Origin of the sequence: Pseudomonas sp. (genome assembly GCF_032058845.1) — a bacterium.
GTDB lineage: Bacteria > Pseudomonadota > Gammaproteobacteria > Pseudomonadales > Pseudomonadaceae > Aquipseudomonas.
In genome coordinates this window covers 26,606-48,410 of sequence record NZ_DAMCCR010000017.1, presented here as the reverse complement: position 1 = coordinate 48,410, position 21,805 = coordinate 26,606, and the positions used below count along the sequence as shown (strand labels likewise).

General features: G+C 58.7%; 21 protein-coding genes. 4 read left to right on the top strand and 17 right to left on the bottom strand.

Annotated elements, in window-relative coordinates; all coding sequences use genetic code 11:
* Positions 1-121: 121 nt before the first annotated feature.
* Both RT028_RS05550 and RT028_RS05545 read right to left on the bottom strand, forming a co-directional pair.
* The gene (locus RT028_RS05550) at positions 122-1,507 is read right to left on the bottom strand and encodes a hypothetical protein (RefSeq protein WP_312933306.1); all 1,386 of its coding nucleotides are present in this window, start codon (positions 1,505-1,507) and stop codon (positions 122-124) included.
* Between the two features lie 253 nt (positions 1,508-1,760).
* Complete coding sequence (locus tag RT028_RS05545) at positions 1,761-2,786, bottom strand: zinc-dependent alcohol dehydrogenase family protein (protein WP_312933304.1); 1,026 nt, start codon at positions 2,784-2,786, stop codon at positions 1,761-1,763.
* A 207-nt stretch (positions 2,787-2,993) separates the two neighbouring features.
* Here RT028_RS05545 and RT028_RS05540 point away from each other — a divergent pair, with 207 nt between their 5' ends.
* The 3 genes from RT028_RS05540 (at position 2,994) to RT028_RS05530 (ending at position 6,964) form a co-directional block, all read left to right on the top strand.
* On the top strand, positions 2,994-3,908 hold the full coding sequence (locus tag RT028_RS05540) for a LysR family transcriptional regulator (protein WP_312933303.1): 915 nt from the start codon (positions 2,994-2,996) through the stop codon (positions 3,906-3,908).
* A gap of 151 nt (positions 3,909-4,059) precedes the next feature.
* Positions 4,060-5,331 carry a tyrosine-type recombinase/integrase gene (locus tag RT028_RS05535; RefSeq protein WP_312933301.1) on the top strand — a complete coding sequence of 424 codons (1,272 nt, stop codon included), beginning with the start codon at positions 4,060-4,062 and terminating at the stop codon, positions 5,329-5,331.
* A gap of 385 nt (positions 5,332-5,716) precedes the next feature.
* The gene (locus RT028_RS05530; RefSeq protein WP_312933299.1) at positions 5,717-6,964 is read left to right on the top strand and encodes a phage integrase central domain-containing protein; all 1,248 of its coding nucleotides are present in this window, start codon (positions 5,717-5,719) and stop codon (positions 6,962-6,964) included.
* A 284-nt stretch (positions 6,965-7,248) separates the two neighbouring features.
* Here the strand turns inward: RT028_RS05530 and RT028_RS05525 are convergent, their stop codons facing one another.
* The 4 genes from RT028_RS05525 to RT028_RS05510 are packed head-to-tail and all read right to left on the bottom strand — an operon-like array spanning position 7,249 to position 10,067.
* Positions 7,249-8,973, bottom strand: coding sequence for an FUSC family protein (locus RT028_RS05525; protein WP_312933297.1), 1,725 nt, complete (start codon positions 8,971-8,973; stop codon positions 7,249-7,251).
* Between the two features lie 5 nt (positions 8,974-8,978).
* Positions 8,979-9,266: a hypothetical protein gene (locus RT028_RS05520; protein WP_312933295.1), complete on the bottom strand. Its 288-nt coding sequence runs from the start codon at positions 9,264-9,266 to the stop codon at positions 8,979-8,981.
* On the bottom strand, positions 9,235-9,837 hold the full coding sequence (locus RT028_RS05515; RefSeq protein ID WP_312933293.1) for an efflux RND transporter periplasmic adaptor subunit: 603 nt from the start codon (positions 9,835-9,837) through the stop codon (positions 9,235-9,237). The genes RT028_RS05520 and RT028_RS05515 overlap by 32 nt, the downstream gene beginning before the upstream one ends.
* A gap of 20 nt (positions 9,838-9,857) precedes the next feature.
* Positions 9,858-10,067 carry a hypothetical protein gene (locus RT028_RS05510; protein ID WP_312933291.1) on the bottom strand — a complete coding sequence of 70 codons (210 nt, stop codon included), beginning with the start codon at positions 10,065-10,067 and terminating at the stop codon, positions 9,858-9,860.
* 95 nt (positions 10,068-10,162) lie between these two features.
* Here RT028_RS05510 and RT028_RS05505 point away from each other — a divergent pair, with 95 nt between their 5' ends.
* Positions 10,163-10,930: an IclR family transcriptional regulator gene (locus RT028_RS05505; RefSeq protein WP_312933289.1), complete on the top strand. Its 768-nt coding sequence runs from the start codon at positions 10,163-10,165 to the stop codon at positions 10,928-10,930.
* Between the two features lie 97 nt (positions 10,931-11,027).
* On the opposite strand, the gene RT028_RS05500 is transcribed toward RT028_RS05505, so the two are convergent.
* The 11 genes from RT028_RS05500 to RT028_RS05450 form a co-directional block, all read right to left on the bottom strand.
* Positions 11,028-11,519 (bottom strand): YbaK/EbsC family protein, encoded by a 492-nt coding sequence (locus tag RT028_RS05500; protein ID WP_312933288.1) that lies wholly within the window; start codon positions 11,517-11,519, stop codon positions 11,028-11,030.
* A gap of 53 nt (positions 11,520-11,572) precedes the next feature.
* Positions 11,573-12,655 (bottom strand): lyase family protein, encoded by a 1,083-nt coding sequence (locus tag RT028_RS05495; RefSeq protein WP_312933286.1) that lies wholly within the window; start codon positions 12,653-12,655, stop codon positions 11,573-11,575.
* The gene (locus RT028_RS05490; RefSeq protein ID WP_312933284.1) at positions 12,652-12,984 is read right to left on the bottom strand and encodes a hypothetical protein; all 333 of its coding nucleotides are present in this window, start codon (positions 12,982-12,984) and stop codon (positions 12,652-12,654) included. Before RT028_RS05490 ends, RT028_RS05495 begins: the two co-directional genes overlap by 4 nt.
* A 2-nt stretch (positions 12,985-12,986) precedes the next feature.
* A complete protein-coding gene (locus RT028_RS05485; RefSeq protein ID WP_312933282.1) occupies positions 12,987-13,733 on the bottom strand; it encodes a LysR family transcriptional regulator substrate-binding protein in 747 nt (248 codons plus the stop codon).
* 14 nt (positions 13,734-13,747) lie between these two features.
* Entirely contained in the window at positions 13,748-13,957 is a 210-nt protein-coding gene (locus RT028_RS05480) for a LysR family transcriptional regulator (RefSeq protein ID WP_312933281.1), read from the bottom strand.
* Between the two features lie 102 nt (positions 13,958-14,059).
* Complete coding sequence (locus tag RT028_RS05475) at positions 14,060-15,367, bottom strand: MFS transporter (RefSeq protein WP_312933279.1); 1,308 nt, start codon at positions 15,365-15,367, stop codon at positions 14,060-14,062.
* 316 nt (positions 15,368-15,683) lie between these two features.
* The gene (gene fdhA / locus RT028_RS05470) at positions 15,684-16,886 is read right to left on the bottom strand and encodes a formaldehyde dehydrogenase, glutathione-independent (RefSeq protein WP_312933277.1); all 1,203 of its coding nucleotides are present in this window, start codon (positions 16,884-16,886) and stop codon (positions 15,684-15,686) included.
* A 29-nt stretch (positions 16,887-16,915) separates the two neighbouring features.
* Positions 16,916-18,244 carry a dimethylsulfonioproprionate lyase DddP gene (gene dddP, locus RT028_RS05465; protein WP_312933275.1) on the bottom strand — a complete coding sequence of 443 codons (1,329 nt, stop codon included), beginning with the start codon at positions 18,242-18,244 and terminating at the stop codon, positions 16,916-16,918.
* A 115-nt stretch (positions 18,245-18,359) separates the two neighbouring features.
* The gene (gene proX / locus RT028_RS05460; protein ID WP_312933273.1) at positions 18,360-19,388 is read right to left on the bottom strand and encodes a glycine betaine/L-proline ABC transporter substrate-binding protein ProX; all 1,029 of its coding nucleotides are present in this window, start codon (positions 19,386-19,388) and stop codon (positions 18,360-18,362) included.
* 56 nt (positions 19,389-19,444) lie between these two features.
* Positions 19,445-20,398: a glycine betaine/L-proline ABC transporter permease ProW gene (gene proW / locus RT028_RS05455; RefSeq protein ID WP_312933271.1), complete on the bottom strand. Its 954-nt coding sequence runs from the start codon at positions 20,396-20,398 to the stop codon at positions 19,445-19,447.
* A 22-nt stretch (positions 20,399-20,420) separates the two neighbouring features.
* Positions 20,421-21,581 (bottom strand): glycine betaine/L-proline ABC transporter ATP-binding protein, encoded by a 1,161-nt coding sequence (locus tag RT028_RS05450; RefSeq protein WP_312933269.1) that lies wholly within the window; start codon positions 21,579-21,581, stop codon positions 20,421-20,423.
* Between the last annotated feature and the right edge of the window lie 224 nt (positions 21,582-21,805).

Genomic DNA, 21,805 nt, shown 5'->3' with positions numbered 1-21,805 from the left:
TCCGCTCAGAGCACCGAGCTATCTGCTTGGAGCACGCAGATCGGGAATAATTCGCCCGCTAGATGTAGAACAATCTGACAGTGCTCAAAGACGCTGGAGAGGACGCGCGCGTCTTGTTCGATTACTCGGAGGTTTTGCGCTTGCTCAGCAGGCGCAGGCTGGCATCGCGCCGCGCCAGATAGCGAGGCAGGCAGAGCGTGCGATCATCCAGTCGCAATCCGTACAGACCCTGCAGCCTGGCGAGCGATAGACCGCTGACACCCACCAGCCAGCGCACTACCGCCTCAGGGCACGGACGGCCCTGCAAGGCGTTGTGAACATAGGGCAGCGCCACACGCATGTTGGGGTGGCACCGCCGCAGCCAGGCTTCAAGCTGCGCGCCCCGGCCCACGAATGGAGCGAACAGCAGACAGGCCAACTGCTCCTCACCCAGGCCATAGCCGCGTTGCAAACGCTTTTCGGTCTCGAGGCGCAGCGTCCGCGAGGTGCATGGCAACGCCAGATCCGTGTGCGCCAGCGCCGCGCGCACGCCCTCCTGGTAGCTGGCAGCGCGCAGGTACTGGGCTTGCAGGCCGTTCAGGTGAGCGGCTAGCAGCGGGTCCTGCCATGCCTCGAAGCCTGCTTTGGGCGATGAATCGTTTGCGGCGCCGCTGAGCAGTCTGTTCAGGCGATCCGGCTGGCCAATGTGTTGCAACAGCTCGTCCAGGCCAAGCACGTGCAGCGTGCAGGCGCCACTGTCACGGACAGTGCGCGATGGCAGGACGCACAGCCCGGTGGGTAGCTGGGCCATGCGCGCCTGCAACCGCGCCATGGCCTTGATCACGGTGCTGGCGCACTGCAAGGACGGCGCGCGGCCGGGCTCGACCAGACGCAGACAGCGTCGGCTCCAGGCCAGCAACCGGCGTCGCTGCGCCGCCGGCACGGCGGTGACCAGTGCGCTCACACCCTCTTCGCACGTCAGCGCCGATGCGCAGGCCCGGGCCATCTGCAGCCACAGGCGACTGCCCACCAACCCATCCACGTCACCCTCCGAGACGTGACCGAACAGCAGCCAGGCGTCCCTCTCGAGCACGTGGGGCGGCTCGTTCTGGCCGAGCTGCGCTTCAAAGGGCTGCAAGCCGGCCGGGTCGGCCATGAGCAACTCGACACGGCTGTCGTCATGCAGAAACAGCGCGTCGAAACAACGCGCATGGCGCGCCAGCTCGAGCGCATTGACGCCGGGCTGGCGTAATACCAGGACACGCAAGCTGAAGGTCTGGGACCCCCGCTGCGCAATGCTCAACTGCGCCGCACGCAGGCAGGCGAGCAGATGCGCACTGAGGCGATCATTGCCATGCACGAGGAGCAAGCGAAAATCGCCGATCCGTTCGAGGCCGCCCGCCGCGACCAGCAGACGCTGAATCAGCAGTTGCAGCGACGCGCGCTGGGCCTGGCTGAGATGCTCCTGGAGGCGCCCCAGCACCTGCTGATAAATGGATTGAATAGCGTGATCATGCATTTCACTCATCGCGTGCTTTCCTCATCCCTAAGCAGCTCAGGCGACAGACTCCCGCCCCCACTCGGCCGCCGGGGCGTGAGGAAGTCTTTCCTACCCGTGACGGTAATAATTCGGTGTGCATTTAGCGATGAGGGGTTATTCCTAAACGCTGTAGGAATAGTTGTTTTACCGCGTAGGATATTTCCACCGAGGCCCGCTCAGGGACTCGCTGAGCAGGTGCCGCGACACGCCGGGGGCCCTCGGCGAGCGCCCGTCACAGTGCTTAGTCGACCTGGCCCAGCCCGAGCACCACGCGACCGCCGCAGGGGCAGGCGTCCATGTGTCGATGCGCCTCGACGACTTGCTCGAACGGATAGACCTTGATGATCTGCGGGGTCAACAGGCGCTCGGCGGTGAAGCGGTTGATGTCGTGCAGGGCGCGCTGCAACGCAGACACATCCTGATCGATGCCCAGTTCGGGCTTGCCGGTGAAGTTGCTCACGCAGTGCAAATGGAACTGAATGTTCTTCTTGAACGCGGCACATGCCGGAAAGGGTGTCTGATTGCCGCCCTGCAGCCCATACAGCACCAGGCTGCCGCGCGGGGCCAGGACATCGCCCAGCATCGACATCTGCGGCCCACCCATGCCATCGAGCACCATGTCCACGCCGCGGTTGGCCGTGTACTTGCCCACCTGCAGCAGCAGGTCCTGCTCTTCGGTCACGATGACCTGCGCGGCGCCCAGGCTCAGCAAATAATCGCGCTGATCAGGCTCTTTGGTTGCCGCCAGCACCTTGAGCCCCAGCGCCTTGCCCAACTGCACGAAGGCAGGACCTGCACAGTGGCTGGCATCGGTGACCAGTGCGGTTTGCCCAGGTTTGGCGCGGGCCAGGTCGATATAGGCGAAGTACGCGATCAACAAGGGCGTGTAGTGGACGCTGGCCTCGATCGGCGTGAGCACTTCGGGATAACGGGTCAAGGCGCTACGCGGCAGCACGATGACATCACCGTAGACCGGATGATCATTCGGGCTGGTGGCCGGGAAGCTCGCCACCCGGTCACCCACGGCCAGATCCTCGACGCCCTCGCCCACTGCGCTGACCACACCGGCCATCTCATGGCCGATGCCAGACGGCAGGCGCACCTGCGAGGGCGCCAGGTTCTGCCGCCAGAGCACGTCGTACCAGCTGACACCAATGGCTTCGACACGCACCTGCACCTCGCCGCTGGCCGGACTCGGCTCAGGGCGTTCCTCGCAGCGCAGCACATCGGCGGCGCCGAACTTGTGGAATCGGATGATGCGGGACATCGCCTACCTCAACTATGTGTATCTCGTATGACCGGACTGTAGCCGGGGGCCAGCGCCGAGACCATCAGCGGCTATTAATAGTCGACATGCCTGGCATCGATTGGGTTCGTGACAATTTGCCAGCAGCCGCCCGGAAAACGGTGCAGGGTAACAGTCTTTGCCCGTAAGATTCACCCTGCTCCCGCCCAGGCACCAGGCACCCGCCCCATGAACCGTAACGACCTGCGCCGCGTAGACCTCAACCTGTTGATCGTCTTCGAGACCCTGATGTACGAACGCAGCGTGACCCGCGCGGCAGAAAAACTGTTCCTTGGCCAACCCGCCATCAGCGCTGCGCTGTCGCGCCTGCGCAACCTGTTCGATGACCCCCTGTTCGTGCGCACCGGCCGCACCATGGAACCTTCGGCCCGCGCCCAGGAGATCTTCGGCCTGCTCTCGCCGGCGCTGGACTCCATCTCCACCGCCGTCAGCCGCGCCGCTGAGTTCGACCCGGCCACCAGCAATGCAGTGTTTCGCATCGGGTTGTCAGACGACGCCGAGTTCGCCCTGCTGCCGCTGCTCCTCAAGCGCATCCGCGCCGAGGCACCGGGCATCGTGCTGGTGGTACGGCGGGTCAACTACCTGTTGATGCCGACCCTGCTCGCTTCGGGCGAGATCTCGGTCGGCGTGAGCTACACCGCCGACCTGCCCGCCAACGCCAAACGCAAGTTGCTACGCCGCAGCATGCCCAAGCTGCTGCGCGCCGACAGCATCCCCGGCGCGATCAGCCTGGATGACTTCTGCAACCGGCCGCATGCGCTGGTGTCATTTGCAGGGGACTTGTCCGGGATCATCGACCAGGCGCTGGAGGGGCTTGGGCGCAAGCGCCAGGTGGTGCTGGCCGTGCCGCAGTTCAACGGGCTGGGCAGCCTGCTCGCCGGCACCGACATCATCGCCACGGTGCCCGACTACACCGCCGAGGTGCTGACGGCCGCCGGCGGGTTGCGCGCCGATGACCTGCCGTTGCCGATGGAGCGGTATGAGCTGCACATGGCGTGGCGTGGGGCGCAGGACAATGATCCGGCGGAGCGGTGGTTGCGGTCGCGGATTCAGATGTTTTTTGGGGATCCCGATAGCTTGTGACTGACTTCCACCTAGATCCATAAAAATCAATAAAATCAGCATCTTAAACTGATTTTACGTCCAAGGCCGTCCGTCGTATTCCGCTCATTTCCAATGCATCTGCGGGTATATTTTTGGGTACTTTTCCTGTTTCGAAAAAAAGTACCCGCACATGACGACTTCCCTCCCCACGCCTGCATTGCGGCGTAAACTCAGCGACGCCTTCTTGCGTGCCATTGCCGAACCCGGCAAGTACGCCGACGGTGAAGTGCCCGGTCTGTACCTACATGTCCAGGCCTCACAGAAGTCGAACAAGCCAGCCGCCAAGTACTGGCGGATGAGGTATCGCCTGCACGGCAAGGAGAACGTGTACGCGATCGGTCGCTATCCCGACATTGGCTTGAAAGACGCCCGCGACCTGGCCCGAGCCGCGCGTCAGAACGTAGCCCATCACGTCGCCCCACTGAAGGCCAAACGCAAGAAAATCGCCGATCAATTACTCAATGAGGAACGCACCTTCAGTTACGTGGCCGAACAGTGGCTGGCCTTCAAATCGCACGACCTTGTGCGCAAATCCCTCGCGGGCTTTCGCGGCGCTTTGAACAATCACATCCTACCCACCATCGGCAGTATCCCCGTCAGCGAGATCAAACTGGACCACATCATCGAGATCATCGCTAGCCTGCGCCGAGCACGCACACTGGCCATGGCCAAGCGCGTGCGTACCATCATCCGTGCCGTGCTCGGTTTCGCTGAGGGTCGTGGCTGGGTGGAGCGTAACGTGGCCTTGAGCAACACCGAAGAGCTCAAGGTTCGCCATGTGGTGACCAGTAATCCAGCGATCGAACGACCAGCCGATTTGGGTCACCTTCTGCTTCGTCTGGATGAGCTCAGCCCGAGCAGCGTGAGCACTGCGATGCGCTTGCTGGTCATGCTGCCGGTTCGCCCCGGCGAATTGGTGAAAATGCGTTGGGAAGACATCGATCTGGTCAGCGCCGACTGGCGCTATGTAGTAGGGAAAACACGCCATCTGGATAAGAGCAAACACATCGTGCCACTGCCGGAGCAGGTCCTTGTGCTGTTGCGTGAACTACATGAACGGCGGGTGGTGGATGAAGCGGGCAATGGCTGGGTCTTTGTATCGCCGGTCTACCCAGGCTATCCAGTTGACGCCACATCCCTGGCCAAGGCCTACCAGCGGATCTGGCCGGAATACCGCATCACTGCGCACGGTTTCCGCGCCACCTACCGTACTATCGCTCACGAGCATTTGGGCATCGATCCGATTGTGCTGGAGTTGTCGCTTTCTCACCGAATGCCAGGCGCTCTGGGCGCAGTGTATGCCCGCGCGCAGTTGCTGCCGCAGCGACGAGAAGCGGCGCAGCATTGGGCGGACTACCTCGATCGGCTTCGAAAAAATTCCAAACATACAACATCAGAATAGTTGTCGGGAAAGTACATATCCTGCTTGCAATTCCTTCCTCCCACGACTGCAACGACTGCCTTATCAGGAAGAGCCAGTTCAATTTCGTGGATATGGCGGAGCACCCGGGATTCGAACTCACGCGCCTTAGCCAGCCCGATTAAAAAAAGTTATAGCAATCAATAAGATAGAAATCTTAATTCGAATGCAGCGTAGTCATTCGAAGTGTATTTCCACTCCCGACCACCGGCATCCAAAACCCGACGCCCGGCCGCTCTAGAGCAGCCTATTTGGGGTAGTTTGAATATTGCCACAGTCTTCTAGTTTCCGCCCAGTTCCGCCTGTTTCCAGGCTGTGAGTGGGGGACCAACTGGGGGACCGGATTTAGAGATCGGAGGTCACCACCATGCCCAAGCTCACCGCGAAACTGGTAGAAAACCTCAAGGATTATGGCAAGTACGATGATGGCGATGGCCTGCGCCTTGTCATTCGAAAGTCTGGAAAAGCTTGGGTGCTGCGTTACCAGCTTGCAGGCAAGCGTAAGGAAATCGGCTTGGGCCCCTACCCCCACTATGGATTGAAAGAGGCGCGCTCTCGCGCCGACACTCACAGAGCATTGATTCGTGAGGGTATCGACCCCTTGACTCATAAGGCTGATGCACTCCAGCAGGCTGAGGCTGCTAGGATTGCTCGAGAGATGAATCTTGAAAACACCTTTCGCGCTTGTGCAGTGGACTACATCGAAGCCCATAGAGCTGGCTGGAACAACGCAAAACACGCGCAACAATGGGTCAACACTCTAACTACTTATGCATTCCCCTTTATCGGAGAAAAGCCAGTCGACGAAGTTGAAACAGACGATATCCTGAAGATTCTGAATCCAATATGGACCTCTAAGCCTGAAACAGCGGCCAGGGTCAGAAACCGGCTAGAGCTTGTTCTCGATGCTGCCAAAGCACGCCGGCTGCGTACGGGTGAAAACTCCGCTCGCTGGCGGGGTCACTTGGACAAGCTTCTCCCTCGAAGAAGGCTGGTAGACCGTGGTAATCATCCCGCTCTACCCTGGGAGCAATTGCCAGCCTTCATGGCAGAACTAGAGCATTCCAGGGACCTTAGTTCAACTGCGGTAAAGTTAACCGTGCTGTGCGCTCTGCGTACAAGCGAAGTGATAGGTGGGTATTGGGAAGAAGTTGATCTGGACGAAGAAACTTGGACTATTCCGGCTTCCCGAATGAAAGCCGGGCGCCAGCATCGAGTACCGTTATCTAAAGCCGCCCTTCATACGCTCAGATGCCTGAAGGCGGTAAGCAAAAGCGGGTTGCTTTTCCCTGGTCGTAGCATTGGCCGACCGCTCTCGAACATGGCAATGCTACAAAAAATACGCGGTATGGATGAGAAGTCCTTAGCCAATAACGGACCAGGCTGGCGCAACGAAGCCGGCGAAGTCATCACCATGCATGGTTTCCGATCAAGCTTCAGAGACTGGGCCGCCGAGACAACTAACTTCGCCAACATCGTTCCTGAAATGGCCTTGGCGCATAAAATCAGTAACGCGACTGAAGCAGCGTATCGACGAGGCGATCTGCTGGAAAAACGAAAACAGCTTATGGAGGAATGGGCTCGCTATGCACTGTCAGGTTGCAAAGCAACCTGACAAAGGCAAGGTGCTGCCTGAACTGAATTAAAGAATGGAAACGAGACTCGCATCGGGCTTGCGAGCTGTTGAAATTCAAAGCTTTTCAGCCATCCCTTAATCTGGGATAGCCTCAATTCTGGACTCATTTTGCAGGCCGAGCAAGTGACTGGATCTACAATTGGTAGGCTTGGGCAAAAACCCGGTCCGCCCCGATTGATAGCACACCCGTCCAATCTGCCTGCGCATCTGGGTTCGGGCCACAGAAGGCGGGCTTGTCAGCCAGGGACCTGTCCCGGCTGGCTTCAGCCAGTAGCTAAACGATTCCTTGTCAAGCGATGCCCTTTCTCAAGCAGAGCCAAGCCGTGTACGGTGAGCTCTAGCCCCTCGACGGTATCGGGTGCATAACCGTGTAGGTAAGCGAGTCGTTCAGCCACACGCCGGTTGAACCACGCTACCGGCTTTCCTGTCGCCTTCATGAAGGTCAAGTCGGCAGTCAACGCCTTGATTACCCGCCTCTGAAACGCAACGCCTTTGGGTGGTCCTGTGAGGGCGAACGCAATGAAGAGGACGCCGAGACCAGCTATGACACCGATGCCGGTCGTAACAGCTTGATCAACTGCAAACGTCATGTAGTTGCTAGGCTGGGTCGATACCGCCAGCGTCAGGCAAAAGGCCAGTCCATACGGCGTCAAGGCAGGCGACGTCATCGCCATCAGGCCAAGAAACAGGGGGCCAGCCAGAATCATGATTAAAGCTGCAAAATGATCAGGGCCTTGGGCAACCGTTCCCAACACCAAAAAAGTTGCCACCGGTACCGCGAGGGCGACCCCTACTATCAGTTTACGAACGATCATCGCCGGTGCCGGTGCAACGCCGAACATTTGCGAGAAAAGAGTGGGCAGTACCATCATCATGATCAACGCTGGGGCGCCATCGGACAGGATCCATACGTAAGCTACGGCAAGAAACACCATTGCATTGCGCAGCGCTGATGTTCCGGCGGTCCGCCAGTCCCTGTGCCTTTCCAGGCGTGGACCAGGCTCATGGAAATGTTCATTCTTCTCCAAGGTTTCATCTGCAGCAGACATCAACGCACTGGCCCTAGCCAACTCCCGAAATGCGGCGTCGAGGTCAGCCACGTGGGTCTCACAGGATCTTTGGCTTAGCTCAGCCAGAAGCTGCAGCGGGGAATGCTGTGCACCTTGATTTGTGTTGTGCGCAGCCAGCAAGCCTACCCAGCTCGCTTTGTTCTGCCTGAACCATCCCTCAACTGTCTGGCCACAGGCGATCACTGTCAGGGCAGCGTTCGCCATATGCAGAGCAGCGCGAATGGTGTTGGCCCGCTCGTAGCGACCAGCGTTCGAATCATCGCTGATCGTGGTGACCAGGGCGATCATGCCCAGACGCTGCTGGTGAAGCGCTGCACGATCTAGCTCTGGCTGCAGCAGCAGTTCGATGTAACCCATGATCAAAGCCTGCAGCCGTTTTGCATGACCTTTGACCAGCGTCTCAACCCGCCAGGGAAACAGGAACAGGCTCGAAAGCGTTGCGCAACTTGCGCCTACGATCACCTCGGCCAGCCTCGCTCTGACCACCAGGAATATTGACCCGCTGCTAGTGGTCGCGGGATCGGCTATCGCGAACATGACGATCAGGATGGCCGTCACCGAAACGAGTGCGAGCCCAAAGATGAAATTGACATGACGCTCGGTTGAAGCCAGCGCTGAAGTGAAAGCAACGCAGACAGCCAACGCACCAATGGCCAGCGTCGGATAAGGCATGAAGCTATCCAGGATGAATATTGCCACCGCTGCGCCAAGTGTCGAGCCAAGGATCAAGCACCACGCCTTTTCCATCACGAGGCCGGTTTCGGGGCGCGCCTGTAGCATCATCGAGGCGACCATCGCCCAGAACGGCTTGTCCAGATCCAGGCCCATGGAGACAGCGAGCGCCAATGCGACCGCAGACACCCCTTTCAGCGCAAAGAGAACGCTGCGCAAGTTCGGCTGCAGGTAATGTATGAGCACGGCTCTCATCGGCCAGCGACCGCGCCATGAACAGGTACGAGTCTCACCGAGACGTTCATGCCCGCACTCAAGCGTATTTCACGCGGCACGGATTCGAGCCGGATATCCACGGGTATCCGTTGCGCCAGCCGAACCCAGTTGAATGCCTGCTGCACTTGCGGTAGCAACATGGGGTCGGATTGGGTGTTCGTGTTGGCGACGCCCTTGGCGATGCTCGTAACCCGCCCTGACAAGATCGGCCCACCGCTCATCAGCGCGATATCAGCCGTGTCCCCTTCGCTGATGCTGGGCAACTTGGCCTCCTCGAAGTACGCGGTCACGTAGAACGAGCCATCTTTGATCAAGGAGAATGCCGGGCCACCTTTGGGTCACGTAATTGCCCTCCTGCAGCCGGATATTGGTGATGGTGCCATCTGCCGGGGCGGTGACTCGGGTGCGCGCGAGATTGATCCGAGCTGTGTCCCACTGCGCCTTGGTCATTTCATATTCGGATTTGGCGAGCAGTACCTGGGAGCGGGCATTGTCCAAATCCTCTGCGCTGATAGCGTTGATTCTGGCGAGCGGAACTCGCCTACGCTCCTGGCCGGCGGCTAGTTGCCAGGCATGTTTCGCATGCTCCATCTTCGCTTTTGCTTCGTTCAAGGCTGCCAGATACCGGGCAGGATCAATCACGAACAAGAGGTCGCCCTTCCTGACCGCCTGGTTATCCTTAACACTTAACCGGGTTACCCAGCCGGCAACGTCAGGGGCGACCACCACGATGTCTGCACGCACGCGCCCATCCCGAGTCCACGGCGAATATCGATAGTGGTTCCATACCCAGGATCCAGCAACAATCGTAGCGGCGGCGATCAGCAAGGTCATCGAAACGCGTACCACCCCGCTCATTTCAAACCCCCATCCAGAATGGATAAGGCCGCGGCGGTATAGCCTGTGAAAATCGCGAGCCCTAACCAGGCAGGTCTGACCTGGAACAGCATTTCCAGCCGCCCTGGGATCAGCCGAAGCGTCATGGCCGTGAGCAGCGCCGCGATAAACACACATACCACCATCGGGCTTACCAACAGTCCTGCAAATGAAAACTCCCGGAGCACAGCCCACCTCATGGCCTGTATCGCAATGCGGTCACTGTACCGCGAATATATTCGTATCGCAATGTGGTACAGTGACCGGAAATTTGGAGGTGAGCATGGAACCGTCGAATCAGGCAGGCACCAGCGACGAACGTGGCGGCGGTATCCAAGTGATTGCGCGTGCAGCCAAGATATTGAATTTGCTAGGCAAAAGGCCTGACGGGGTGAGTCTTGGAGAAATCGCCCAGCAGGTTGGTTTCCCGCGTTCCACGGTGCAGCGGATTGTGGGCGCGCTGGAAGAGGAAGGCATGATCCGAAGCGAGGGCGCAGGCGGTATCCGCCTGGGTGTTGGTCTGCTGCGGCTCGTAACCCACGCGCATGCCGACCGCATCACGATTGTCCAGCCGTGGCTTCAAAAGCTCAGCGGCAGCGTCCAGGAGACCGCTGTGCTGTCTCGTGCGGACAGGCTTCGGCTGCTGGTGGAACATCGCGTGGTGGCTGATCGTGAACTGCAGGTTATGCCCAGACTGGGGCTGCTCGATTTGCCACTGCATGGAACATCAGCGGGACGTGCGCTATTGGCACTGGAAGATGACGAGAAGATCCGGAGCATGATGGTCAGTGCAGATGCGGCAAGTTACCCGCTCGATGACCAGATATTTCAACAGCTGAATGGAATCCGCCAGCTGGGCTTTTCCTGTGATCATGGCGAATTGATGGAAGGCATCACCACCACTGCAGTCGCTCTGGATACGGTGCTTGGCTGCTTCGCCATCTCGATGCCGATCCCGACGTTCCGCTTTGAGCGAGAGCCGAACCGGTACACTGATGCACTTTTGGCGTGCAAGGCAGGGCTAGCCAGCGAGATTGGGCTTGAGCGCTAGTCATGACGCTTGTAGCCGAAGCACCCAGCTCATATCTGTAGGCACAAAAAAGCGAAGCCAACCCATGGCTTCGCTTCTTGCATTGACGGGGCTATGCCTACAGCGGCGTCCAAGCGGGCGCATACCCCAGTAGCGACAAAAAATTGCCCAGCACCTGGCTGCAAAGCTGGACACTCATGGAGTTATCGAGCGGATGCAGCAAAAGCCCGGGGCTTAGCTGGAGCTCGCTGTCGATAACCAGCTTGACTGCGCGCTGGGTGTCGTTGATCAATGTCAGCGGGCTCAACGCACCGGTCTTGACGCCGAGCGTCTCGAACATCTGATCGTGGCTCGCCATGGAAAGCCGAGCAGAGCCGAGTGACGCCCGAAGCGTCTTGAGATCTATGGCCTTGTCAGCAAGGGTCATGACCAGAAAAAGCTGCCCGGTTTTATCGCGCAACAGCAGATTCTTGCAGCGCTCACCTTCAAGCGTCAGTTCCAGTTCGCCTGATTCGGCCATGGTCAGGACGGCAGCATGGGTCTGGACTGCAAACGCCAATTTCATGCACTTCATTTCTGCCAGCAATTGAGTTGCGTTCACCACATTCACTCTCATCAAGACCTGCAAGACACAGAGCGCGTATCTTGCAGGTTGCCTTGCCGTCAGACGTCGAAGACGGGGCGCGACGCTTTTTCAATGGCCGCCATCGCTTCCGCTTCGCTCATCACGCCGGTCTCTTCCATGATGGCGAGCAACGACCGCCCTTCGCTCACCGATTGGCGGGCCAGTTTACTCACCTTCGCATAGCCAAGCTTGGGCACCAAGGCAGTGGCGACAGCCATGGACTGGGTGAGGTGCGCTTTGTTTCGCTCCGCATCCGCAGTCAAGCCGGCAATGCACTTTTCACGGAATTGCCGGATGCCTTTGGCCAGCAGTGTAATGCTGTCAAAGACCCGAGAAGACACGACCGGCTCGAAGTGGTTGATCTCGAGCTCACCGTACTGAACCGCTTGGGCGACGGCGGTATCATTGCCGATCACAGCGAAGCTCAGTTGGATCATGGACATCGGCAACACCGGATTGACCTTGCCAGGCATGATCGACGAGCCGGCCTGGGCTTCGGGCAACTTGACTTCCCCCAACCCGGCAACCGGCCCCGAGGAGAGCACGGTGAGATCGGCCGCGATTTTAGCAATGGAAGCGGAACAGGTACGCAACTCACCCGATACCCGCGAGAAGACATCCATATTCTGCATGGCATCAAAGGAATTCGATGGCGCCTTGTAGGCCACGCCGGTGATGGCGGCCAAATGCTGATACACCGAAGCTCGATAAGCGGCCGGCGCGCCGAAGCCCGTACCGATCGCGGTACCGCCGAGAGGCAGCGTGTGCAGTTTGCTCCGAACCCCGGCCAGTTCGTCGGCCAGGCGGTGGGTCAGCGAAGCGTAACCGGAAAACAGTTGACCCAGGCGCATCGGCTGCGCGTCCTGCAGGCATGTGCGGCCCAGGTGCAGGATGTCAGCAAACTGCAGTGCCTTGCGATCGAACTCGGCGGCGAGCAGCCCGACTTCCGCGATCAGCCCGCCCAGCATGGCGTGGGTGGCGATCTTCAAGGCAGCCGGGTACACGTCATTGGTGGACTGCGAGCAGTTCACATGATCGTTGGGATGCACGACTTCGTAAGAGCCCGCTTCATGTCCAAGCAACTGCTGGGCGCGGTTGGCGATGACTTCGTTGAAGTTCATGTTGGTGGACGTGCCGCCTGAGCCTTCAGCAAGTCAACGATCAGAGAGCTGTCACAATTGCCTGCAATCACATCCTGGCACGCCTGGGCGATCGCATCACATTGAGCGTTGGTCAACACGCCGCAGTCCAGGTTGGCCAGGGCAGCTGCCCATTTGACCTGGGCAAACGCGTTGCGGAAATCCGGGTAGTGGGCAACCGTAAGTGGCGAAACGGTCAAGTTCTCGTAGCCACGCAGCGAATTAACGCCATACAGCTTGTCCGCAGGAATCTGGACTTCACCCACATAGTCACGTTCCAGACGTTCTTTCACGCTATCAAAGGTGTTCACGGCTATTTAACCTCGGCAATATTTATCAGTGTTTCAACACCACACCCCAGTGCGGTTAGGCGGGGCAAAAAGGTGTTGAGCACAACGTCATGAGCAATTTCACATGCATCGGCAAAAAATGAGCTGTATTCATCGCGGCGGGCTACGAGGTACAGCGAACGCTGCAGTCCCAGGTCGGGTGTGAGATGAACTGCAACATCGTTCACCCAATGGGCGGCCTGCAAGAAACATATCGGGCTGGTCACCGCCCAACCTATGCCTTCAGCGACCATCGAGGTCAGCGCATCGGCATTGTCGAGTTCTAGGCGATTGGGCACGCGGATATCCAGGCCACGCAAATGCCGCTCAGTCTGAAGACCCACCTGAGAGGCTCTGTTAAAACGCACTACGGGTAGAACATTGGCCAGTGTCCGGAGCTCTTCCATGGTGGACATCGTCGGCCGGTTGTCTTTAGGCGTGATCACGAAGTATCGCTCCGACAGGATTCGATACCGCTCCACGTTCGCATCCATGAGCGGGTCACTGGTCACGATAAGATCCAGATCCCTGCGCAGTAGCGATTCGCCCTGCTGAGGGCTCAAGCCGGTTCGAATCGACAGTTGAGACACCTTGCCCAACAGCTGCTTGGTGAAAACCGAACCGCAGGTGGCGGCGAAGGAATCCACCAAACCGATCCGAAGGTCCGGTTTCACACCGCGGCCGGCATTCAGCACCTGTGCCTTGAGGTGAGAGAGCTCCTCGCTAAGCAAGGACCCTCTATTCTTCAGCGCCATGCCAAGGGGGTAAGCGTCATCGGCCGCGTCGAGCGGTTGATCAAAATGACGCCCAGCTCCTCTTCCAGCTGCCTGACCATTTGCGAAACACCAGACTGGGAGATCCCGAGACGCACCGCCGCGCCCGACATGCTGCCCGTCTCTGCAACCGCAATGAAAACCTGCACGGCGTACATGTCGATAAGCTTGTCGGTCGGCATAGGCTCTACTCTTTCATGATCGTGAGTCGGTCAAGCAGGTGTCAGCCGATCTTGCGCCCGGCCGGAGGCACTGCACAGGCCTCAGGCGGCAACGCCCCATGGTTATCGGTCGTGACGGCAGACAACTGCTCTTTGCTGGTCTCGGGCGCAAACAAATGGCACACCACACCACCGATCAACAAGACAGCGACACACACCCAATGCGACGTGGATACCGAGGTCCTGTACGGCGATAGGCAACAGGAAGGTAGCAAAAGCAGAACCGAATCGGCTCGCCGCTACGGCCATGCCGATACCCGAAGCGCGCAGATGGGTGGGGAACAGTTCTGGCGGGTAAACGAATTCCAGGTTGACGGCTGCAGCCAATACACAGGCGAAGAAGCCGAAGGCGATAATGGTGCCAAGCGGACCGAACCCGGCAAAGGCTAAGACGGCAAGACCTATTGCACTCAGGTAGAAGGTGCCAACCAGGAATGCGCGGCGGGAAATCCGGTCGATGATCATCAGGCCAAGCAATGCACCGATCATCAGCAACACGTTGTAGACCAGCCCACCGACGAACTTATCCTGAACGTTGAGGGCCTCGAGAACACGCGGCGCGAAGGTTCCCAGCGCAAAGAACGGAATGACCTGGCAGGTGTAAAAGACGCAGCCGACAATGGTGTTTTTCCGCCACCGCTTGCTGAACAGCTCGGCCCAGGCACCTTCGGTTTTCTTGGGAGTCGCGTTCGGGACTGGCAGATAGACGTTGGGGCCGAATTTATCGCGTATGATCGCCAGGGCTTCTTCTTTGCGACCACGAGCCATCAGCCAGATTGGAGATTCAGGCACGCCCATTCGCAGTGGCAGGATTAGTAATGCAGGGATGCCGCTGACCGCGAGCATGATGCGCCAGTCGTCTGGCCCAAGATCCCGCAGGACGAAACCGATAAGGTATGCCGCGACGTAACCTGCCGCCCATGCTGCAGCAAGCACGCTCAGCAGTCGTCCGCGATAGCGCCGTGGAGCGAACTCGGTTACCAAAGACTTGCTCACTACGTAATCGAAGCCGAGCACCAGTCCAAGCAACAAGCGCAATACGAACAATTGTTCGGGAGAGGTGACGAAGAATTGTGAGGCTGAGATGGTAGCGAACAGCAACATATCCCAGGCGAAGATCTTTCGTCGCCCAAATTTATCTGCCAATGGGCCTGCAACCAGGCTACCAATAAATAGACCTGCAAGGGAGGCTGCCCCTAGCAAGCCCATCCAAAGCGCATTCAATTGGAGGGGGCCAGCTGCCATGCTGACTGCGATACCAATAATCCCTAATACGAACCCGTCACTGAACTGTCCACCTGTTCCACTGAAAACCGTTCGAATATGGAAGCGGCTAAGCGGCAGGTCTTCGACAGAAACTTGAGTGTTCATTCGTGACTCCAGAGGACATTTTTGTACTTGTTTTGAATGCCGGTTGTGATCCGACGCTTTTCTGAGTCTACGCTTTAGAAATTACAAAAACAGTATATGCGACCACTCCATCAAGATTCCTGATACTGTCTACCGGAATCTGTAATTCTTTCAGCATTCCAAATTCGCATCATCAAATCTCATGATCGGCATTGCACAAATGTAAACGCCGCGGCCCAGGGCCACGGCGTTTCTTTGCTGCAGGCATCAAGCTCTAAAAAAGCTGCGGCCTCCCCTGTCACAGCGCGTTCACGCTGCGATTAGCTAACCTGCCTGATCAAGCCGCGCTGAACATCTTGTGTGGGTCGATAACAAATTTCTTGGGCACACCAGCATCGAACTCACCGTATCCTTCCGGAGCTTGATCCAGGCTGATCACCTGCACACCGACTACTTCGGCGATGTTTATTCGGTCCCACATGATCGCCTGCATCAACTGACGGTTGTACTTCATCGTAGGGGTCTGGCCAGTGTGGAAGCTGTGCGATTTCGCCCAGCCCAAGCCGAAGCGGATGCTCAACGCCCCCATTTTTGCAGCAGCATCGTGCGCGCCCGGGTCTTCTGTCACGTAAAGGCCAGGAATACCAATCTTGCCGGCTACACGGGTAACCTGCATGAGCGAGTTGAGCACGGTTGCTGGCGCTTCCTGTTTAGCGCCTTCGTGGCCGTGGCCGCGAGCTTCGAAACCTACCGCGTCGATCGCGCAGTCTACCTCTGGTTCGCCCAGAATATCGGCGATCTGTTCATGAAGCGGGGTGTCCTTGGTCAGATCGACCACTTCGAATCCTTGCGACTTGGCATGCGCCAAACGCAACGGGTTCAGGTCGCCAACGATCACACAAGCAGCCCCCAGCAGACGGGCCGACGCGGCAGCCGCCAGACCGACCGGCCCGGCGCCGGCGACATAAACGGTGCTCCCTGGGCCGACGCCTGCGGTTACAGCGCCGTGGTATCCGGTCGGCAGAATGTCGGACAGGCAGGTCAGGTCACGGATCTTTTCCATGGCCTTGTCGCGATCAGGCAGTTTGAGCAGGTTGAAGTCGGCGTACGGCACCAGCACATACTCAGCCTGGCCGCCAGTCCAGTCGCCCATGTCGACGTAGCCATAAGCGCCACCCGGGCGATCCGGGTTGACGGTGAGGCAGACACCGGTGTGCATTTCTTTGCAGGAGCGGCAACGACCACAGGCTACGTTGAACGGCACCGACACCAGGTCGCCGATCTGCATGCGCTCGACATCGCTGCCCTTTTCGACGATTTCGCCGGTAATCTCGTGCCCCAGCACCAGGCCGACCTGGGCAGTGGTGCGGCCGCGAACCATGTGCTGGTCGGAGCCGCAAATGTTGGTCGAGACCACTTTCAGAATGACGCCGTGTTCGATCTTCTTGCCGCGTGGGTCCTGCATTTTCGGGTAGTCAATGTGCTGCACCTCGACCTTCCCTGCGCCCAGGTACACCACACCTCTGTTATTTGCACTCATCTACTACCTCTCTTTTTGGTAAAACTCGTTCACTTCAAAAATCGATCTTCGAATGGATACCGCGTGAGTACCTCACAGCCGTCATCCGTGACCAACAACTGGTTTTCAAGCTTGATGCCGTCCCGCCCCCCCACTTCACCGATATAAGCCTCCACGCACAGTGCCATGCCCGGTTCAAGTACGCCTTCATAACCGTACGACTCGACGTCCTCGGGATAACGGATGCACGGATACTCATCGCACAGGCCGACCCCGTGGAACATCACGCCATAACGTTGGGCGCGGCATGATTCGGGCAGACGATGACCGAGCTTGGTCAGCTCAGTGAATCCAACACCTGGCCGGACAAGTTCGGTGTTGTAATGGATGTGCTCGAAAGCGATCTGATAAAGCCGCTTCTGTTCTGCAGTAGGCTGTAAATCCCCACAGATCCAGCTACGCGACATATCTACACACATGCCATAGACGCCGATCAGATCGGTATCGAAGGACACCAGGTCACCGTCACTCAAGACCCTAGGCCCCGACTCTTGGTACCAAGGGTTGGTACGTGGCCCAGAACTCAAGATGCGCGTTTCGATCCACTCGCCACCACGACGGATATTACCTGCGTGAAGCTCCGCCCAGACGTCGTTCTCCGTCGCCCCCGCATGCATCTCTTCGCGCATCTCGCGAATGGATGCTTCGCAGGAGGCCACAGCACAGCGCATGGCCTTGATCTCATCGGGCCCTTTGATGACCCGCGCGTACTCGGTTACCTCTTGGCCGCTGCAAACCTCGACGCCGAGAGCATCAAGTGCTCGAAGGCCGGCAACCTCGATGCGATCGACAGCCAACCTACGATTGGCGCCCCCGTGCGTGCGTAAGAGTTCATCCACTTGCCCAGCAAAACGCTTGGCATGCTGGTCCGTGCGATCGCCCGTTTCGAAGTAGAAGAACGAGGCGCCGCTACGCAGCTCGCTGACCAGGGGTAAATGGGTCGAGAGGTGATCACAACCATGGAAATCCCACAGCACCACATGCCCACCGGCAGAAACAAAGCAGGCCCTGGCCGGGTTGTGAGTGGTCCACAGCTGCATGTTCGTCGTATCAGTGGCGTAGCGAATGTTAAGCGGGTCGAACAACAGAATGCCGGCAAGGTCACGGGCTTGGAGCTGCTGGACCAGGCGTCCCAGACGATACTCGCGCATCGTCGGGAGATGGGGCACCGCCAGCGATAATGCTGCCCATTCAGCGAAAGCCAATGGCGTTGGGCCGATTTCAGTACGGTCGTTGTTTGCTGAAGAGCCGTCCGGACGATGCCGGGTAGGATCGATACGTCGGCTATTGGCAGAAATGGAAAATGATGTACTTCCCATAGCTCACGGTTGTCCTGATGTTCTTGTCATTCCACCTTGGCACCCGTTGCGCAGCCACCTGGCTCATTGGCCCCAGGCTACGCGGTTGGTGCCGTTCGGTGTAGGCAGGGTTTGGTCAGTTGCTTGCCTGGGCAGCAGCGGCGCGGGCCGCTTGCAACCAGCCATCAAATTCCTGTTGATGGGCGGCAATCCATTCTTTGGTGTGACGCTGAATATCGGCCATGGATTTCTCCCCCTGCTGCATTTTCAGGTTCTGCGCGCTTTCGTCAGCAGCCGGAATCTGCATCACGGAAAGGAACTTGACTGCTGCAGGGTTTTTCTCGGCGAAATCGCGATTGACCAACGCCTGCACCTTGTCCAGCGCAAAGCCGAGGTTCTTACCCTCGTAGACCGTGTTGACCGTGTTATCGCCGCCCGGCAGGTCGGTTTTGGGTACCTGCAACCAGACGACGTCTCGCCCTTCTACCAACACACCCGCGACCCATTGCGGAACCCAGGTGTAGTAGAACACCGGCTTACCTTCCTTGAAGCGAGAGATCGTGTCCGCCATCAGCGCGAAGTATGAGCCCTGATTGATATGAACCGTTTTCTCCAGATCATAGGCCTTCATCTGATGGGCGATGACAAGCTCGCAACCCCAACCGGGATTGCAGCCGGTCATATCCGCTTTACCGTCGCCATCCGCATCGAAGAGCTTCGCGATTTCAGGTTTTTTCAGGTCGGTGATGTACTTGATGTTGTATTGATCGGCTGTTTTCTTGTCGATCAGGTAACCCTGCAAGATTCCTGGCAGGATGTTGCCAACCTTGATCATATTGGCGTCGCCACCGGCTTTCTCGTAGAACGCAGCGTGCAATTTGTCCCAGGCATTCACGGTAAAGTCGGCATCACCATAACCGACCGCCAGCACCATGGTGGCGTACTCAGTCTCCTTGGGCTGCTGGACTTTGTAGCCAAGCTCGCGCAAACCCGCCAAGGCAACTTCTCCGCGGAAACGTTCTTCATCGACGGTAGGAAACGCTGGGGTGATTTTCACGCCCTCCCCTGGTTTATCCGCTGAAGCGTTGGCCCCCAGGCAGAACAAACTCAATGCCACGGCGCAGATGCCGTGAAAGAACTGACGGGCAAATTTGGACTCTAACATCGTCGCGTACCTTTTTAGGATTGTTGGATGGACTGCGGCAGATAGAACAGAGCAGCTCAGGCGGTCTCACGCCGAACGCGTGGCGGTTTTTTGTTGAACAAGCGAATTACAAGGCCAGTAGGGCCGGTGTAGTACCAACGCCGGCTCGGGTCAGCACTGGTGCGGGCGCCCATGGCCTGAGTCAGGCGGTCGAGGAAAATCGCCAACAGAACCAGCCCGACCCCACCGACCGTGGCCAGGCCCATGTCCAGGCGACCGATGCCTCGCAACACCATCTGGCCCAGGCCACCGACCGATATCATCGAGGCGATCACAACCATCGACAGCGACAGCATCAGGGTCTGGTTCAGGCCGGCCATGATGGTGGAGGTGGCCAGCGGCAGTTGCACGCGGGTCAGCATTTGCCGTGGCGTGCAGCCAAAGGCGCGGGCAGCCTCGATCTTGTCTTCCGGCACCTGCCGGATGCCCAGGTTGGTCAGGCGCACCAGCGGCGGCAGGGCGAAGACGATGGTCACCAGCACGCCGGGCACGTTGCCGATGCCGAACAGCATCACCACCGGTACCAGATAGACGAACGCTGGCAGGGTCTGCATGGCGTCGAGCAGCGGCCGGATAATGCTTTCCAGGCGGTTGCTGCGGGCGCAGACGATGCCCAGCGGAATACCAATAACCGCGCAGAAAAACACCGAGGTCAGTACCAGCGCCAGGGTGGTCATCGACTCCGACCACACGCCGATCAGGCCGAGCAAGGTCAGGGTAATGAAGCACAGTAGCGCCATGCGCTTACCGGCCAGCTGCCAGCCCAGCAACGACGAGAGGATGATGCCGATGGTGGGCGGGATGCTCTGCAGGGTGAACTCGATGCCATTGAGCACCTGGTCGATCGGCCAGCGGATGGCGCGGAACACCTCGCGGAAGTTGTGCACCAGGAAGTTGAGTGTCGCGGTGACCCAGTCACCCAGTGGGATGGTGGCCGCCTGGAACGGGTCGAGAAGGCTGAATTCGGACATGAGGGCTTACCTCTTTGTTGTTTTAGTTGCGGCTCAGGGTCTGCAGCAGCTCGTTCTTCGACAGCGTGCCCTTGAAGGCGCCCTGGCGGTCGAGTACCGGCACCGGGTATGGCAGGTCGGCCGCAATGCCCAGCACTTCGTGCAGCGGCGTGTCGGTGTACACCGGACGCTGCTCGTGCAGGCTATAGCGATCACTGGCGGTGACGCCGTCCGCATCGGTGTCGACCACGCCCAACAACTGCCCGCGGTCGTCGATCAGATAGCCAAATGGCACACCGGCCTGGAAGCTCGGTGCCCTGCCGTTGACCTTGCACACCACGGCTGGGTCGAACTTGGCGACATCGCCGGCCTTGAGCACCCGTGAGCTGTCGAAGCTCTTGAAGAAGGTGCGCACGTAGTCGTTGGCCGGCTGGTTGATCAGCTCTTGCGGGGTGCCGATCTGCACCACGCGACCGCCTTCCATGATGGCGATACGATGACCAATGCGGATGGCTTCTTCGATGTCGTGGGAAATGAAGATGATGGTGCGCTGCTGCTCGGCCTGCAGGCGGATCAGCTCGCCCTGCATCTCGCTGCGGATCAGCGGGTCGAGGGCCGAGAACGCTTCGTCCATCAACAGGATCGCCGGATCGTTGGCCAACGCCCGGGCCAGGCCCACGCGCTGCTGCATGCCGCCGGACAGCTGGTGCGGGTAACTGTGCTCGTGGCCGGCCAGGCCAACCTGGCCCAAGGCTTCCCGGGCGCGGCTGTGGCGTTCGCCTTCCGGCACGCCGGCAATCTCCAGGCCGAAGGCGGTGTTTTCTAGCACGCTCATGTGCGGCATCAGCGCAAAGGACTGGAACACCATGCCCATTTCCTTGCGCCGAACATCGAGCAGGGCTTTGTCGGAGAGCCCGGTAATTTCCTTGCCGTTGAGGTGGATGCTGCCGGCGGTAGGCTCAATCAGACGATTGAACAGCCGCACCATGGTCGACTTGCCTGATCCGGACAAACCCATGATGACGAAAATCTCACCGCGCTTGACGGAAAAACTGGCGTCAAACACACCCACCACATGCCCTGTGCTTTTGAAAATCTCATCTTTGTGCGCGCCCTTTCTCAGCATATCCATGGCCAATTCAGGACGCGGCCCGAATATCTTGAAAATATTCTTTACCGAAAGGATTTCGTTGCCTTCACTCATACGACCCTCTTTATTATATTTGTGACCAATTCGCCGACTCGCTACACGAGACGCCACACAACTGGCAGGTCGCTCTGCAGGTGCGAGCGATAAATAAGACGAGGCGCCCTGCTCGTTGAGCATGGGCAGTGATGCACAGGACTTTTCTAAAAAAATTACTTAGCTTGCAATCCATTTTCATCTCGACTTAACCACACTTTAGGCCAGACGGCGCGGGCCTAATT